The organism is Haladaptatus marinus, assembly GCF_051194195.1.
Map to the genome: position 1 here is coordinate 558,352 of NZ_JBLZNK010000003.1, position 14,861 is coordinate 573,212.

Sequence of the window (14,861 nt, forward strand, 5' to 3'; positions counted from 1 at the left end):
ACTACCGGAGCTGGTCATAAGCGGCGGTTCCGCGGGGTGAACGCTTTTGCAGGTCGCCTTCTTCGGGAAGTGTATGTCACGACCATCGACGTTCTCCATCGTCGCACGAGACCCCGAGCAGAATGCGATCGGCGTCGCCGTCCAGTCGAAGTTCGTCGGCGTCGGGGCCGTCGTCCCCTTCGTCAGTGCGGACGCTGGAGCGGTCGCCACGCAGAGCTATGCGAACGTCGCCTACGGGCCGGACGGACTCGACTTGCTTCGGGCGGGACGGCCTGCCGACGAAGTCGTGATGGAACTCACCGGGGCCGACCCGGAGTTCGAATCCCGACAGCTCGGTGTCGTCGGACAGGACGGTTCGATTGCGGCCTTTACCGGCGAGGACTGTTTCGACTATGCGGACGACATTCGAGGAGAGAACTACACCGTTCAGGGGAATATCTTGGAGAATCCCGATACGCTCGAAGCGATGGCCGAGACGTTCGAGGAAACCGACGGCGGACTACCGGAGCGACTCATCGCCGCACTCCACGCGGGCAACGAGGCGGGTGGCGACAAGCGCGGCGAGCAGAGCGCGGCGCTCTACATCGCCAAACCCGAAGGCGGGTACGACGGGCGCAACGACCGCTGGGTGGACGTGCGAGTGGACGACCACGAGACGCCAATCGACGAACTGGAACGGGTGTTCAAAATCTACGACGTGACGCTGCTGGAACGCGAAGAACCCGAAGAAACACGAGAGCTATCCGGTGAAACCGCAATAGCAGTAGCGGAAACGCTCGCAGACCTCGGTTTTTTCGAGGGGACACCCACTGAGGAGTTCGGCGAAGAAGAACAGGCTGCGCTCGAAAATTTTCGGGGGATGAACAACTTCGAAAACCATTCGCTGGCCGTGCTGGAGGATGCGCTCGCTCGCGGTTGGGACGATGCCAACGGTGTGGGTGAAGACAGAGTGGTCGATGCGATTTGGCACGGACTGTCGCGGTTGGAACGGAAATGAGACAGAAGGGAAAATCTGAGTTCGCTGGTCGGTCACATCCAGGTGGCAGGCGGGCGGCGGCGGTTACGTGGAGTCTGCAACTGCTACCGACGAGAGGAAAGTACCGTCAGAATCGGGCAATCAGGGGGCGACAGTTATCCCAAACCGGTTTCAAACCTGCTCGACCAACAACCACATCCATGACCTCACGATGCCGATACGCCTAACCCGAAGAAACACGAAAATCCAGCCCACGTATGAGAGACGAAGCGGAAATCCGCGAGCAGTACGAGTATCTCGAAGAACAACTCGACAGCGAGGAGATGAACCACGAGGGAATCCGGCAGATGTTCACCTACTACAAGCGGGCGCTGGGATGGGTACTCGAAGAGGAGTACATTTGACTTTCTTTCGACTATCTTACCGGAGTTATCTAAATCGTTACCTTTAAGTCATTACACCGTCTTGTTGCAGTTGACGCTTCGCTTTGGAGGGCCGAAGCGTCAGCGGGGACCAATTCAGGGCGGCAAGCGGTACGCGGGGTCTTTTCGCCCCCGCGTGTTCCGCTTTCCTTTCGAAGCTACTTACCGAGCGACCGCATTGTTCTACCGACTGTGTAGCCGTACCGAGTCGCGACGTTCTACTCTACGGTCGTACCAAACCGATACAGCACGCCGAAAACGGATTCATCGCTCGGGTTGCGTTGACCGATTACTCGATTTCTAGCGACCCGTCTCTCCCCTCCTCACCCTCTTTCCATTCGAGTTCGAACTCGACGCTGAGTTCGCTCCGACCGGACGAAGACGTTTCACGTTCCGCTTTCACTTCGAACACCGGTCGGGTCGGCGGGTCGAGCGTAACGGACTGGCTCCCGGCGCTCAGGGTTATCGGGTCACCGCTTTCGAGTTTGTCCGCGACGGTACGCAGGTACTGTGCCACGTCCGTTCGGCTCTGCGTGCTTTCGGTTTCGAAGAGAACTTCTTCGGGCATACTTCTGCAGACGCGGCCCACGGAGATAAATACAGTCCCATCGGGAGAAATGAGTGAATTGTTATATTTATTTTATTCAGACAATAATCGATAATATTGACGATGCACGAACTGACGGGTTTTCAGCGCGATATTTTGTACGTTATCGCCGGACACGGCGAATCACACGGGTTGGCGATTCAAGAGGATTTAGAGCAGTACTACGACACGGAGGTTCATCACGGACGTCTCTACCCGAATCTTGACACGCTGGTCGAAGAGGGGTTCGTCGAGAAGGGCAAGCGCGACCAACGAACGAACTACTATCTGCTCACCGACCGAAGTAAAAGGCTCCTCGACGCACGCAAAGAATGGGAACGACAGTTCGTCGACCGCTGAAACGAACTCGGGATGAGTAGAAACGCGAGATTAGTTCGGCGACTCGTCGCCGTCAGTCGGCGTCATCTCCGCCGGTTCCGGGGACGGGTTTTCTCCTTCCGCTCCGTCTTGGTCGTCCTGTTCTGTACCGCCGATTCCCGCAGCGAAATCCCCGGTATCGACCGACTCTTCCGGGTCGCGCGGTGGTTGCAGAAGCGGTTCGCCGCCGCGCATGTTGGTCGGATCGACAGCCCACGGTTGAATCGGCTTGCCAGCGATGAGCTCCGGGAGGACGACTTCCACGAAGTGGACGACGAGCACGAGAATCATCGGGCCGAGGAAGATACCGTACCAACCGAACAGGAGCGGGCCGAAGATGTACGCGAACATCACCATCCCGACGTGCAGGTTCCGCCCGGAAACGTAGGGACGCAACACGAGGTCTGGGATGGTGTCCACGATAACGAACGAGACGAGGGCGAACACCACCGGGAACCAGAACAGACTCGGGTCACCCACCATTAGCGCATCGACACCGATAATCGCGGTAACCGGGAAGTAGACGAGTTTCATCCCGACTACGGGGATGAGACTGGCGACACCCGTCAGCAATCCGACAACGGTTGGATACGGAATCCCCAATCCGGAAGGGGCGATTGTGTTGAGTACGTTGTAGGAAATCGCGCCGATGGTGCCGGTCATGAACGCGTTCAATATGTTTCCGAAAAAGATGCTGTTGAAGTCGGTATCGACCCGCTGAATGTACGTTTCAAGGACACCCTCGCTGTCGGCGAACGTCCGGCGGAACCAGCGCGAAAGCTTGTGGTCGTCGCGAAGCAGGTAGAACGCGATGGCGATCATCACGAACAGGTGCAGAGCACCGTTTCCGATGAACGTGACGTACTTGAGCGTCGAACCGAAGGCCTGCTCGATGAGTTTCGTGTTACTCCCGTCGGTGAAAAACTCCTCTGGATGCTGTGCGATCACCGAAACGTTCGAGTACTGCCGAACCGGTTCCGGGAGCGATGCGACGTTCGTCATCTGCACGACCGCCGTCAACTCCTGAACGGCGATAGCAAGCGTGTAGACGATCAGTAAAATCGCGGGGAGCGCAAGGGCCAACAGCGCAACCGCGGCGGCAAGGCTCGGGGGACGAACGTGTCGTTTCAGTCGCCGGTACACCGGTCGAGTCGCGTAGTAAAGAAAGAGACCGAAGACGAAGGTCCCGATAAACGAGTAGACGACGAACAACGTCGCCAGTCCGAGTGCCGCACCTGCTGACCACCACGCGGCACGAGATTTGTCAATATTCCATCCGCTGACCATATGGCAGAAGTCCGGGCGCAGAACATAAAGATTTCGCGCACGGCACGGCGATGGCAGCAATTCTTTTATCCGCACGACTATATAGTCTATAGAGTGAACGGATTCGAAGACGCTCTTGCGTCGGCTACGTTGGACAGCCACGTTGTCCGTATCGCAATCGCCGGAGCGCTCGGTCTCTTTCTCGGATTGGAGCGTGAGTGGTCACAGAAATCTGCCGGAATCCGGACGTTCACACTCATCAGCCTCCTCGGTGCGGCGTTCACCATCGTCAATAAACCCATTCTGCTCGCACTCGGCGGTCTCCTCGTCATCGTACAAGGAATTCTTCTCGCGGTGCAAGGGTTACTGAATGACGACGAGGAAACGGGATTATCGCTTACGACCTCTGTTTCCATGCTCGTGACGTTCGGTGTCGGCGTCCTCGTCGCCGAAGGGTTCATCCTCGTCGGCGTCACCGTCGCCGTCGTGTCGTCGCTCCTCCTCGTGTTGAAACGGGAGCTTCACACTTTCGCGTGGGGGCTGTCGCGCGAAGAACTGAGATCCGCAGGAGAGTTTGCCATTCTCGCGTTCGTCATCTACCCACTGCTTCCGCCCGGTGAAATAGCGATGGGCAGCGTCATGGTCAGCCCTCGCCTCATCTGGTTGATGGTCGTCACCGTGGCCGGTATCGGAATCGCCAACTACGCAGTGGTCGAAACTTACGGGGGTCGCGGCATCGCCGTGACCGGCTTTTTCGGCGGATTGGCATCCTCGACTGCTGTCGTCGGCACTATGCTCGACCACATCCGTCAGCGGCCGGAAGCAGCCTCCTACGGCGTGGCCGCAATTTTACTCGCCGACGCCGCGATGGCGGTTCGGAACCTCGTCATCGCGCTCGCGTTCACCATCGGAAATCCGGACAAAACGCTGTACGGCGCGATTATCCCGCTCGGAACGATTATCGTCGGGAGCGTCGCCATCGCGGCCTACTCGGCGGATTGGTCACAACAGATGGACATCGACCTCAAAAGTCCGTTCTCGCTCAGAAACGTGCTCGGATTCGGTCTCATCTTCCTGTTCGTCGTGGTCGGTGGCGCGCTGGCGAAGAGTCAATTCGGCCAAACCGGATTTTACATCACGGCCCTGTTGTCGGGACTCGTTTCGAGTGCGGGTGTGACCGCCTCCGCCGTGACGCTGTACAGTGGCGGAAACCTCGACCAACAGACAGCCGTATTCGGGATTTTGTTGGCAACCGCGTCCAGCATCATCGTCAAGGCGGCGCTGACTATCTCATCACCGAACCGCCAGTTCGCCTATCGAATCGCGGTGTGGAGCGGCGTCCTCCTCATCGGGTCAGGAGCGACCGCAATCGTCGCCGTGGTTTGACCACACATAGCGCTTTTTTCGAACTTTTTAAACCAGGGCTTTTCGTAGCGGAGACATGGACCGGGAAACAGCCGAGCCACAGGTCCGGGAGATGCCCGGAAAGAAAGCGAAACAGTGGTCTGATTATCATCACCAGTTTGCCGCCCCGACGACGTACGTGTACGATTTCGTTTGGGACATCACCGAAGACGCAACTGGTCCGTTCTGTACCGACGTTGACGGCAACGTCCTCCTCGATTTTACCAGCCACGTCGCTGCCGCCCCGCTCGGGTACAACAACCCGAAAATCATGGATAAAATCGACGAGTTCGACCTGCCCGACCCGACGAAAATCGCGGGACAGGATTTCTACGCCGCAGGCGGTTGGCCGCCGGAAGACCCCGAATTCCCCGGCCCGACGCAGTTGATGGAACGACTCGTCGATGCGACGAGCCACTACGACATGGACACCGTCTTCCTGTCGAACTCCGGCGCGGAAGCCGTCGAAAACGCGATCAAAATCTGCTACAATCGCGGTGGCCACCGTGCGTTCAACTTCGACGGCGCGTTCCACGGTCGAACGCTCGGCGCACTGTCGCTCAATCGCTCGAAGGTCGCCCACCGGAAAGGCTATCCCGAAATTCCGGGCGTCGTGAGCGTTCCGTACTGTTCCTGTACGGGCGAGTGTGACTGCGGGTGGAAGACCAACGGGCCGGGTAGCAACGTTATCGCCGATAAACTCGACCCCGCTCAGGGCGTCATCGACCCCGAAGAGGTCTCGTACCTCATCCTCGAACCCGTGCAGGGGGAGGGTGGCTACCGCGTTCCGAACCCCGAGTTCGTCGCCGACATCGCCGAGATTCGAGAGACCTACGACATCAACGTCATCGCGGACGAAATCCAGTCGGGCATGGGCCGAACGGGCGAGATGTGGGCAATCGACCACCTCGACCTCGAACCGGACGTCATCACCAGCGCGAAGGGACTTCGCGTCGGTGCGACCATCTCGCGTTCGGACGTATTCCCCGAGGAGAAGGGCCGACTCTCCTCCACGTGGGGCGCTGGCGACGTGCTCTCGTCGCTTCAGGGCGTCCTCACGATGGACGCGATTCAGGAATACGACCTGCTCGCGAACGTCGATGCACGCGGCCAACAGGTACGCGAACTCATCGAGGATGCGAACCCCGAGAACGTCATCGACGTTCGAGGCCATGGCCTGATGCTCGCCGTCGAGTTCGACACGAAAGACCGCAGAGAGGCCGTCGTCGATTCGGCACTCTCCCGCGGCCTGCTCACCCTCGGCTGTGGTTACAAGACGCTCCGCATCCTCCCGCCGCTCGACGTGACCGAACGCGAAATCGACATCGGTGTCAACCTCCTTCTCGACGCCATCGAGGACGCAGCTTAAGCCACACAAGGCTATATCCCTTCGTGGTGTCTCAGTTTCATGAGCGTCACGACCGACCTCTCGATTCCCGGCGAAGAGTTTCTGCTCGGAACCGCCCTGCTTACCGACACCGATGTCCACGTCGAACTGGAGCGAGTGGTTCCGGCATCGCGACAAGTGCTTCCGTTTTTCTGGGCTATCGGCACCGAATTCGAGGCGTTCGAACGAGACGTCCAGTCGAATCCGAACGTCGAACACCTCGTTTCGCTCGACCGTGTCGGCAATCGAGTGCTCTACCGGGTCGAATGGAGCAAAGCCGTCGAAAGTCTCATCTACGGTATCGCGGAAGTCGGCGCGACCATCCTCGAAGCGTACGGCGACGACATCTGGCGGTTTCGGCTTCGATTCAACGACCACGATTCCCTTTCCGAATTTCAGACCTACTGTGAACAACACGACATCCACTTCCGTCTCGACCGAGTCGCGACGGAGATGGAGTCGGAGCAGGGCGAGTTCGGTCTAACCGCAGAACAGAGAGAGGCTCTCGTGTCGGCTGTCGAACGCGGCTACTTCGACGTGCCACGCGGTGTTACTCTCGGAGAACTCGCGGACGAAATCGGCGTCTCACAGCAATCCGTCTCGGAACGTGTGCGGCGCGGTGCTGGCAGTGTGCTCGAATCCGTCCTCCTCGACACGACTGCCGAGAAATTTTGACCCGGATAAAAGAGGTCTGTTATAACAGGCAATGGCGCTATTCTCATTACACTATTCGTAACGAGTACGATGGCCGAAATGCGAGACGAACCACGAAACGACCGAACTGGTGTTCGCCGCGGAGAGGGGATTTCATTCTCGCTGCGGAGTGCGATACAGACACTCGGATTGAACGCGCTCCTCCGTCTTCCCCCGGAGTTGTACGAGGCACTGGCCTCGGAACACCGGCGCACCGTCCTCAGCTATTTACACGAAAACGATGGCCGAGCGACGATAACCGAACTGGCGGCCCATCTCGTCACGTCCGGTATCGAAGCGAGCGAGCAGCGGGCGCACGTTGTACTGCAACATGTTCACCTCCCGAAGCTCGCAGAACGTGGGTTCGTCGAGTGGGCTTCCCGCCGCGATACCGTTGCTCTCGGGCGGGAACTGAACTAACTTCGGCTGGTTAGAACTGATAGCGACGCTCGTCGTCGCGCTGGGGATACTGGGTCGCACCCGTCATTTCTTCGAACGTCATGCCGGAAAGATACTCGTCGTACGTCACGTCGTAAGCGCTTCGCAGATGGAAGTCCAGTTTGCCGGTTTCGACGGTCGATTGGAACAGCAGGTGAACCGCCCTACGAATCAGTTCATCGCGGTCGTCGGGGTCGAGTGACGCCGAAAGCATAGCGAGTTCGTTGCGCGTTTCTCGGTCGAGCGACACGGCCAGTTTGTCGTCAAGGGCGGAGTACGCCGCTTCCACGTCGTCCGTCAACTCATCCAGACTCATAGCCGGGAGGTGGGACGGGCATGGGATACGGTTTTCGCTCTCGAACCGCCCTAAAACTCGTTTTCGCAGTATCGACAGACGTCCCTACTGGCAAAGTTACGGATGCCGCAGTGGGGGCAGATGATGAAATGTTGAGATTGCGGGCTCGACTCGTGCGCCGAGCGCGGCCCACGATTGCGGTGGAGCGCGGTTCCGATTCCTGCGAGAATGAACGCCCCACCCAGCGCCATCCACGCGGTCGGACTGCGGAAGAAAACGACCGGCGCAACGGGGACGACGATGATACCGACACCGATGAGGAAAAGTGTGGAGGGCCGTACGCGCATTTTCCGGAGATTGAGACGAACGGGCAATAAGCCTTCAGGTTGTTCGTTCGTGCGTGTCACGGACTGTCGTGGTCTCGGTGTGACGAGCCGAACACGGTTACTTGGCGGCGAACTCACCACGCACGGCCCCAGCGGTCATCGGTCGAACGGACGAAAACGCCCTCCCGAATCGCTACCGGTAAACCGACCCCGCCCAAAGCGCCGGTAATGACCGACACGTCGTGGTCGCTTCCGGACGACATCGACGCGGTGCGCGACGCCCTCGTTTCGTGGTACGAGGACGACCATCGTTCGTTCCCGTGGCGCGAGACGGACGACCCGTACGCCATCCTCGTCTCCGAGGTGATGAGCCAGCAGACCCAACTCGGACGCGTCGTCACCGCATGGGAGGCGTTTCTCGACCGTTGGCCGACCGCCGCAACCCTCGCGGATGCCGACCGCGCCGACGTGGTCGGCTTCTGGACGAGTCACAGCCTCGGCTATAACAACCGGGCGAAATACCTCCACGAATCGGCGAAGCAAGTCACGACGGAGTACGACGGCGAGTTTCCCGAAACACCCGAGGAACTCCAAAACTTGCAGGGCGTCGGCCCCTACACCGCGAACGCGGTCGCTTCGTTCGCCTTCAACAACGGAAACGCGGTGGTCGATACGAACGTCAAGCGCGTCCTCTACCGGGCCTTCGACGTGCCGGACGACGACACCGCGTTCGAGGAGGCCGCGAGCGAACTCATGCCGGACGGCGAATCGCGCGTCTGGAACAACGCCATCATGGAACTCGGCGGGGTGGCCTGCGAGAAAACGCCCTCCTGCGACGCGGCAGGATGTCCGTGGCGCGAGTGGTGTCACGCCTACGGAATCGGCGATTTCACGGCTCCCGACGTTCCCACGCAACCGAAGTTCGACGGCTCTCGCAGGCAGTTTCGCGGGCGCGTCATCTCGGTTCTGAAGGAGTACGACGAACTCCCGCTCTCGAAACTCGGCCCCCGCGTCCGGGTCGATTACGACGGCGACCACGGCGAAGCGTGGCTTCGTGAGTTGTGTTCAGATTTGGAAGAAGACGGGTTGGTGGAGTTGGAAAACACAGGCGACGAACGTGAGGAGTGTGTCGCCAGTCTCAGGCGATAGGGTCGAGTTGCCAGTCGTGACACAATCCAGAATTTCCGTCGTCGCCACGTGGTAGCCCGCCGACTTCACGAACGACTCGTTCGTGAACACGTTCGCTTCGAAGTCAGGTACGGTCGTTGCTCTTGTTTTCTCTTGGTTGACACGTAGCTATATTCACTTTCCACACCTATCCAGTTCTATGCCCAACGAACCACGCATCGTAGCGATTTGCGGCAGTCTCCGGGAACGTAGTGTAACCCGAGTCGCACTGGAGCAGGCGCTTTCGGGAGCGGAGCCGGCGGGTGGAACCGGCGAACTGCTCGATTTGCGCGAGTTCGACCTGCCGCTGTACGACCCGGATGACCGAATGGCGGGCGATGCGTCGGAACTCAAACGTCGGGTACGCGAGGCGGACGCGCTCATCCTCGGAACGCCGATGTATCACGGGTCGTACTCGTCGCCGCTGAAGGCGGCCCTCGACTACTGCGGGTTCGACGAGTTCGAACAGAAAACGGTCGGCCTGCTCGCGGTTGCTGGTGGACGATTTCCGATAACCGCGATGGATCACCTTCGGTCAGTCTGTCGTTCGCTCGATGCGTGGGTGCTTCCCTACGACGTGGCCGTGCCGCAGGCACACAGTGCGGTTCGAAACGGAAAGTTCACCGACGACGAACTGGCAGACCGCGTGGCCACGCTCGGTGCACAGGTCGTTCGGTATTGCAACATCGAACCGTGTCCGGCGAGTTTCGAGAGCGAGGAAAACATCGGCGCAGTCGATTGAATAAGCAATCCTTTTGATGGAGGATTGAGCGCAGTTCGGATATGCACAAAATTACGAACAGCGGGTGGGTGGAGGTCATCACGGGCTGTATGTTCTCCGGGAAAACCGAGGAATTGCTCCGTCGGCTCCGCCGCGCTGAAATCGCGGGCCAGGAAGTCGCCGTGTTCAAACCGGCGCTGGACGACCGATACGGTGAGGATTCCGTTGGCTCACACGACGGTGCCTCGTGGGATGCGACGGTTATCGAACCCAATGACGAGGGAATCTGGACGATTCCCGAGAAACTGAACGGCGAACAGGTCGTTGCCATCGACGAGGCGAACTTCTTCTCCGCGGAACTCGTCGCCGTCTGCGAACATCTCGCCGAGGACGAGCGACGAGTCGTCGTCAGCGGAACCGACCAAACCTTCCGGGGGGAACCGTTCGACCCGCTGCCACAACTCATTTCGCTGTCAGAGTACGTCGAGAAACTCCAAGCTATCTGTGCGAACTGTGGCGAACCTGCGACGCGAAACCAACGCCTCATCGACGGGGAACCGGCACACGTTGATGACCCGACGATTCTGGTCGGCGCACAGGAGTCGTACGAAGCGCGCTGTCGGAACTGTCATACCCTCCGAACCGACTAAGAAAAACCGTGACACAGTGGGTCGAGAATCCGACGGGTGGGCGCGACCGAGGGCCGCGGGCTATCGTCCGCGCGTGGGGCGAAGTGATGCTCCGCCCCCGGCGATTCTTCAACGTCGGTGTTGCGCCGGGCGACCAAGCTCCGGGAATGGTGTTTGGCGTCCTCGTGACGCTGGTCGAGATCAGTTCTCGAATGGCCTTCGGCGGGGTGGCTGTCGGCGGGGCGGGCGGTGATTCGTTCCTCTCGAAGCTCTTCGTACTAATCGCGGTTGGGTTGTTCGTCGCGCCCGCCGTCCTCCATCTGACGGCGGCGCTCCAGACGGTCGTGTTGATGCTGTTCGTTCCCGACCGGGCAGGCATCAGCGAGACAGTGCAGGTCATCGGCTACGCAGTCGCACCCTGTCTGTTCGCTGGACTCCCGTTCCCCAAAGTACGCGCCGCTTGCACCCTGTATGGTGCGATATTGCTCACGGTCGGGACAAGTGAAGTGCACGATACGTCGCTCATCCGGGCAGTCGTCGTCACCTCGATACCGTCGGCGCTCGTGTTCGGCTACGGGTTCCGCGGATTCGATGCATTCGTGACTTCCTTTCCTGCACTCGGGGGCGTCGTCCCCTGGTAATTAAGGCAAGGAGGGCGTATCGAAGGTATGCTCAACCTTCGGATGGACAATTTCATGGTCGAATTGAAGAACGGGTCGTTGAAGAACGTCGGGCCGACGAACAAGAAAGGAACGGCGAAACTATTCGACGTGGAATCGGCGGAAGCGCGTGAGTTCGGCGACAAGCGCGTGAAACTGGTGTTTGAGGACGAAGAAGGGAACGAAGTGCAGGTTTCGCTGTTCCCCGAACACGTCAGAAAAATTGCTGGAGAGATAGAAAAACTCGAGGACGATAGTCCGGTTTTCGAGTAAACGGCGAAAATAAGTCCCTATTTCGGTACGTTCGTTCGTGTTGCGTTGCTTTCCCATCGTTAGAGACTCAATAATAATATCATGGTAGATTGTAGCATGATCTGGGGAGCATGTCTACAATCACCGACCTCGATGCTATCGATACCTCCGACAGTGACGAAAAGACGGACGCTTCGTCCGACTACTCGTTTTCGACCCCGATTCGATTTCTCGGCTTCTGGGCCGCAATCACCCTTCCGTTCCTGTACGTGCCCCTGTTCGTAACCGGTCTCGACACCCCCGGTGAGTTTCAGACGTTTTTCATCCTGCTGGCGCTGAACCTCACCGCACTGCTGTTGGGTCACCGACACCGGGGAGACGCTTAACTGACCACTAACTCGTTAGTTGGGTGTTAACATGGGGCGCATATATTTCATTAGCGAGACTATAACTATGGGCTCCCGTACCGGAGAGAAGGGTATGTCCCAGTCAGCCATGTCCATCGGGTGCCCTCACTGCGGGACAGCGTCAGCAGTCACACTCGCAAGCAGCGATGGGAACGAGCGACAATCTGGCGAAGAACGGCTCAAAGGCAGACGTGTCGACTGTCAGCACTGCGGTGATGACTTTTCGTTTTACTATTATTGACGAGGTCGAACGGGGTGTGAGTTCGTCGGGATTTCGACAACCGTTTTAGGCCGGGACTATTCTGTCCCAGTATAAATGGGTAACTGCGTCATTTGCGGGACGTCTGCAGACGGCCCGATTTGTTCGAGCCACGAGCAGGACGTTCTCTTCGAATTCGAAGGAAATCGGCCTCAACAACTTACTGCGGGACGTTACTACAAAGGTACCGTCGACGGATTCGCCGACTTCGGCGTCTTCATCGATGTCGGAACGAACGTAACCGGACTCCTCCACAAAAGCGAGTTAGACCAGCGACTGGAGAGCCTCGACTGGAACTCGGGCGACACGGTGTACGTCCAAGTTCTCGGCGTCCGTGATAACGGGAACATCGACCTCGGATGGTCGATTCGCCAGTCGGAACGCGAGTTCCGCGGCAAACTGATTCAGGATGCCGAAAACACGTACCTCCCCGACACGAAGTCGGAAGCAGAGCAGTCGGTATCGGAACAGAACGACACGGACACACAAGACGAACCCGACGAGACACCGGAACCAGCTCCGACGACAGACGGATCGGGAAACGCGGTCGGTAGCGCGACGATTCCGGAACACAGCAAACCACCGGAGCGCGTCGCCATCGAAAGCCTGAGCGAGCGAGTCGGCGAACGCGTCCGAATCGAGGGCGAGATCGTCGGCGCGAGCCAGACGAGCGGCCCGACGGTGTTCGAACTTCGCGACGAAACCGCAGTCGTGGACTGTGCCGCATTCAAGGAGGCTGGCGTCCGTGCGTACCCCGAAGTGGACACGGGCGACGTCGTCCGGTTGGTCGGCGAAGTCGAACTCCGAAACAACGAACTGCAGGTCGAAACCGAACACCTCGACGCGCTCACAGACGAGGAAGAAGACACCGTCGTCACCCGTCTCGCCGAAGCGCTGGAGGACGAAGCACGACCGGCAGACGTTGACCTGCTCGCCGACGACACTGCCGTCGAAGCGATTCACGACGACATCAAGGACGCCGCCGGTGCGATTCGCCGCGCGGTCATCGAATCCCGCCCCGTCATCGTTCGGCACAACGCGAGTGCCGAAGGCTACGTGGCTGGCGCGGCACTGGAGCGCGCAGTCCTCCCGCTGGTGCGCGAGGAACACGCCCGAAGCGACGCCCAGTACCATTACTTCGACCGCCGCCCGCTCGAAGACGGCTTCTACGACATGGAAGACGCGACGAAGGACGCGACGAACATGCTCGACAACCGCGAGCGCCACGACGAGAAGCTCCCCCTCTTCGTCCTCGTCGACGCCGGAAGTACGGTCGAGTCCAGCGACGGTCTCGACCTGCTCGACATCTACGGCGCACCGCATGTCGTCATCGACACCAAGTACCCCGACGATAACGTGGCGGAGACGGCGGAAGTCGTCGTCAACCCGTATCTCGGTGACTCGGGCGAAAACGTCGCCGCTGGCGTCCTCGGTGCGAACGTCGCGGCTCACATCAACGCCGACGTGCGCGAGGACGTATCTCACCTTCCCGCAGTCAGTTACTGGGTGGACACGCCGTCACAGTACGTCGAACTCGCCGAGGGGGCGGGCTACGACGAAGCACACGTGACGGCCCTCCGCGAGGCAGTCGCGCTGGAAGCCTACTACCAGTCCTACGAGGACAAGCGCGAACTCATCACCGACCTCCTCTTCGAGCACGCAAAGCGCGACCTCGCCGAGCATGTCAGCGAGCAGTTCCGCACGAAGCTCGAAAACGAACTGGACACTGCCGAACCGAACCTCTCGGTTCGCGGCGCGAACGGCGTCACCTTCACCGTCCTCGATACGGACGCCTACACGCACCGCTTCGACTTCCCGTCCACGTCGGTTCTCCTCGACGCGCTCCACCGTCACGACATCACGGGACGTCCCGGTGGCAAGAACGTCACGCTCGGCCTCGCGGACGACGAAATCCACATCCGAAGCGATGTTGGCGTCAACGTTCGCGACATCGCGGACACGGCCCGCGAGCGCGCACCCGAGGCAGGCATCGTTGCAGTCGGCACCCGCGACGGAAAAGTCGAGTTCCTCCGCGGCGAGCGCGATGCCGCACTGGATGCGGTTATCGAGTCCGTTAGCGAACGAGTAAACTAGACCCTGGATTTCGGCTTTTGCGACTTTTGAGGAGATTTTTGAAGTATATTCATCGTGAAGGGAGATGTCTGGCGGCTGTCAGTCACAAGCTCGTCTCGCACGCGATACCACTAGATTTTGGTAGAGTTGGGCAGTCTGCAACTAATAGGCGCAAGCCACGCCCTCACTTGGTCAGTCGCTCGTGGCAAGGCCACTCGCTCCCTCCTGCGTTCGCCCGTTGCTACCAGTGAAAGCAGGGCGAGTCGAGGCAGACACCTCGGACCGCCTAGTGACTGATCTCCTTGCTACTATGTGTCATAATACGGGTTTCCGTTCCAGCGTCAAAAGACGAGTTCCCACAGAAGACGGCTGGTCGGCCTTGGATTGGGCGGGCAAGCCGCTGGCTTGCCCGCCCCGCGGTTCCTGGTGGCAACGGGCGAAACGAGGAGCGAACGACTGCAAGGAGTGAGCGACGAGTGAGGGCGTGGCCTGCATCTAGCGGTTGCAAACAACACGTCGTCAC

At 59.4% G+C, this 14,861-nt stretch carries 18 protein-coding genes; 14 read left to right on the top strand and 4 right to left on the bottom strand.

Annotated features, from left to right (window positions below; genetic code table 11):
• Positions 1-73 precede the first annotated feature (73 nt).
• Together ACN2TU_RS08730 and ACN2TU_RS08735 are read left to right on the top strand one after the other, a co-directional pair.
• Positions 74-997 (top strand): DUF1028 domain-containing protein, encoded by a 924-nt coding sequence (locus ACN2TU_RS08730; protein ID WP_435154706.1) that lies wholly within the window; start codon positions 74-76, stop codon positions 995-997.
• A 236-nt stretch (positions 998-1,233) separates the two neighbouring features.
• Complete coding sequence (locus ACN2TU_RS08735; RefSeq protein WP_435154708.1) at positions 1,234-1,380, top strand: hypothetical protein; 147 nt, start codon at positions 1,234-1,236, stop codon at positions 1,378-1,380.
• A gap of 307 nt (positions 1,381-1,687) precedes the next feature.
• Here the strand turns inward: ACN2TU_RS08735 and ACN2TU_RS08740 are convergent, their stop codons facing one another.
• The gene (locus tag ACN2TU_RS08740; RefSeq protein ID WP_435154709.1) at positions 1,688-1,966 is read right to left on the bottom strand and encodes an amphi-Trp domain-containing protein; all 279 of its coding nucleotides are present in this window, start codon (positions 1,964-1,966) and stop codon (positions 1,688-1,690) included.
• Between the two features lie 102 nt (positions 1,967-2,068).
• Here ACN2TU_RS08740 and ACN2TU_RS08745 point away from each other — a divergent pair, with 102 nt between their 5' ends.
• Positions 2,069-2,344: a PadR family transcriptional regulator gene (locus ACN2TU_RS08745; protein ID WP_435154710.1), complete on the top strand. Its 276-nt coding sequence runs from the start codon at positions 2,069-2,071 to the stop codon at positions 2,342-2,344.
• Positions 2,345-2,374: 30 nt separating this feature from the next.
• Here the strand turns inward: ACN2TU_RS08745 and ACN2TU_RS08750 are convergent, their stop codons facing one another.
• Positions 2,375-3,649 carry an AI-2E family transporter gene (locus ACN2TU_RS08750; RefSeq protein ID WP_435154711.1) on the bottom strand — a complete coding sequence of 425 codons (1,275 nt, stop codon included), beginning with the start codon at positions 3,647-3,649 and terminating at the stop codon, positions 2,375-2,377.
• Between the two features lie 93 nt (positions 3,650-3,742).
• On the opposite strand from ACN2TU_RS08750, the gene ACN2TU_RS08755 reads away from it, so the two are divergent.
• The 4 genes from ACN2TU_RS08755 to ACN2TU_RS08770 all read left to right on the top strand — a co-directional run bounded on the left by ACN2TU_RS08755 (position 3,743) and on the right by ACN2TU_RS08770 (position 7,532).
• Positions 3,743-5,014, top strand: coding sequence for an MgtC/SapB family protein (locus ACN2TU_RS08755; RefSeq protein ID WP_435154712.1), 1,272 nt, complete (start codon positions 3,743-3,745; stop codon positions 5,012-5,014).
• Between the two features lie 55 nt (positions 5,015-5,069).
• Positions 5,070-6,401: an aminotransferase class III-fold pyridoxal phosphate-dependent enzyme gene (locus ACN2TU_RS08760; protein ID WP_435154713.1), complete on the top strand. Its 1,332-nt coding sequence runs from the start codon at positions 5,070-5,072 to the stop codon at positions 6,399-6,401.
• A gap of 39 nt (positions 6,402-6,440) precedes the next feature.
• Positions 6,441-7,094 carry a helix-turn-helix domain-containing protein gene (locus tag ACN2TU_RS08765; RefSeq protein ID WP_435154715.1) on the top strand — a complete coding sequence of 218 codons (654 nt, stop codon included), beginning with the start codon at positions 6,441-6,443 and terminating at the stop codon, positions 7,092-7,094.
• Between the two features lie 69 nt (positions 7,095-7,163).
• The gene (locus tag ACN2TU_RS08770) at positions 7,164-7,532 is read left to right on the top strand and encodes a DUF7344 domain-containing protein (RefSeq protein WP_435154717.1); all 369 of its coding nucleotides are present in this window, start codon (positions 7,164-7,166) and stop codon (positions 7,530-7,532) included.
• Between the two features lie 10 nt (positions 7,533-7,542).
• Here ACN2TU_RS08770 and ACN2TU_RS08775 read toward each other — a convergent pair whose 3' ends face one another.
• Positions 7,543-7,866 carry a ribbon-helix-helix protein gene (locus ACN2TU_RS08775; RefSeq protein ID WP_435154719.1) on the bottom strand — a complete coding sequence of 108 codons (324 nt, stop codon included), beginning with the start codon at positions 7,864-7,866 and terminating at the stop codon, positions 7,543-7,545.
• A 50-nt stretch (positions 7,867-7,916) separates the two neighbouring features.
• The gene (locus ACN2TU_RS08780) at positions 7,917-8,192 is read right to left on the bottom strand and encodes a hypothetical protein (RefSeq protein ID WP_435154721.1); all 276 of its coding nucleotides are present in this window, start codon (positions 8,190-8,192) and stop codon (positions 7,917-7,919) included.
• A gap of 207 nt (positions 8,193-8,399) precedes the next feature.
• On the opposite strand from ACN2TU_RS08780, the gene ACN2TU_RS08785 reads away from it, so the two are divergent.
• The 7 genes from ACN2TU_RS08785 (at position 8,400) to ACN2TU_RS08815 (ending at position 14,359) form a co-directional block, all read left to right on the top strand.
• Positions 8,400-9,320: an HhH-GPD family protein gene (locus ACN2TU_RS08785; protein ID WP_435154723.1), complete on the top strand. Its 921-nt coding sequence runs from the start codon at positions 8,400-8,402 to the stop codon at positions 9,318-9,320.
• A gap of 178 nt (positions 9,321-9,498) precedes the next feature.
• A complete protein-coding gene (locus ACN2TU_RS08790; protein WP_435154724.1) occupies positions 9,499-10,080 on the top strand; it encodes an NADPH-dependent FMN reductase in 582 nt (193 codons plus the stop codon).
• Between the two features lie 41 nt (positions 10,081-10,121).
• A complete protein-coding gene (locus ACN2TU_RS08795; protein WP_435154726.1) occupies positions 10,122-10,709 on the top strand; it encodes a thymidine kinase in 588 nt (195 codons plus the stop codon).
• A gap of 8 nt (positions 10,710-10,717) precedes the next feature.
• A complete protein-coding gene (locus tag ACN2TU_RS08800) occupies positions 10,718-11,329 on the top strand; it encodes a YIP1 family protein (protein WP_435154727.1) in 612 nt (203 codons plus the stop codon).
• Between the two features lie 27 nt (positions 11,330-11,356).
• Positions 11,357-11,620, top strand: coding sequence for a hypothetical protein (locus tag ACN2TU_RS08805; RefSeq protein WP_435154729.1), 264 nt, complete (start codon positions 11,357-11,359; stop codon positions 11,618-11,620).
• A 110-nt stretch (positions 11,621-11,730) separates the two neighbouring features.
• Entirely contained in the window at positions 11,731-11,985 is a 255-nt protein-coding gene (locus tag ACN2TU_RS08810) for a DUF8028 family protein (protein WP_435154731.1), read from the top strand.
• A 337-nt stretch (positions 11,986-12,322) separates the two neighbouring features.
• Positions 12,323-14,359 carry a DHH family phosphoesterase gene (locus tag ACN2TU_RS08815; RefSeq protein ID WP_435154732.1) on the top strand — a complete coding sequence of 679 codons (2,037 nt, stop codon included), beginning with the start codon at positions 12,323-12,325 and terminating at the stop codon, positions 14,357-14,359.
• The last annotated feature ends 502 nt before the right edge of the window (positions 14,360-14,861 follow it).

Excerpts from the sequence above, each read along its gene's own strand:
- ACN2TU_RS08765 (WP_435154715.1), top strand. The coding sequence starts at position 6,441 with ATGAGCGTCACGACCGACCTCTCGATTCCCGGCGAAGAGTTTCTGCTC.
- ACN2TU_RS08785 (WP_435154723.1), top strand. The coding sequence starts at position 8,400 with ATGACCGACACGTCGTGGTCGCTTCCGGACGACATCGACGCGGTGCGC.
- ACN2TU_RS08745 (WP_435154710.1), top strand. The coding sequence starts at position 2,069 with ATGCACGAACTGACGGGTTTTCAGCGCGATATTTTGTACGTTATCGCC.
- ACN2TU_RS08795 (WP_435154726.1), top strand. The coding sequence starts at position 10,122 with ATGCACAAAATTACGAACAGCGGGTGGGTGGAGGTCATCACGGGCTGT.
- ACN2TU_RS08805 (WP_435154729.1), top strand. The coding sequence starts at position 11,357 with ATGCTCAACCTTCGGATGGACAATTTCATGGTCGAATTGAAGAACGGG.
- ACN2TU_RS08775 (WP_435154719.1), bottom strand. The coding sequence starts at position 7,866 with ATGAGTCTGGATGAGTTGACGGACGACGTGGAAGCGGCGTACTCCGCC.
- ACN2TU_RS08815 (WP_435154732.1), top strand. The coding sequence starts at position 12,323 with ATGGGTAACTGCGTCATTTGCGGGACGTCTGCAGACGGCCCGATTTGT.
- ACN2TU_RS08750 (WP_435154711.1), bottom strand. The coding sequence starts at position 3,649 with ATGGTCAGCGGATGGAATATTGACAAATCTCGTGCCGCGTGGTGGTCA.
- ACN2TU_RS08790 (WP_435154724.1), top strand. The coding sequence starts at position 9,499 with ATGCCCAACGAACCACGCATCGTAGCGATTTGCGGCAGTCTCCGGGAA.
- ACN2TU_RS08770 (WP_435154717.1), top strand. The coding sequence starts at position 7,164 with ATGGCCGAAATGCGAGACGAACCACGAAACGACCGAACTGGTGTTCGC.
- ACN2TU_RS08735 (WP_435154708.1), top strand. The coding sequence starts at position 1,234 with ATGAGAGACGAAGCGGAAATCCGCGAGCAGTACGAGTATCTCGAAGAA.
- ACN2TU_RS08740 (WP_435154709.1), bottom strand. The coding sequence starts at position 1,966 with ATGCCCGAAGAAGTTCTCTTCGAAACCGAAAGCACGCAGAGCCGAACG.
- ACN2TU_RS08780 (WP_435154721.1), bottom strand. The coding sequence starts at position 8,192 with ATGCGCGTACGGCCCTCCACACTTTTCCTCATCGGTGTCGGTATCATC.
- ACN2TU_RS08810 (WP_435154731.1), top strand. The coding sequence starts at position 11,731 with ATGTCTACAATCACCGACCTCGATGCTATCGATACCTCCGACAGTGAC.
- ACN2TU_RS08760 (WP_435154713.1), top strand. The coding sequence starts at position 5,070 with ATGGACCGGGAAACAGCCGAGCCACAGGTCCGGGAGATGCCCGGAAAG.
- ACN2TU_RS08730 (WP_435154706.1), top strand. The coding sequence starts at position 74 with ATGTCACGACCATCGACGTTCTCCATCGTCGCACGAGACCCCGAGCAG.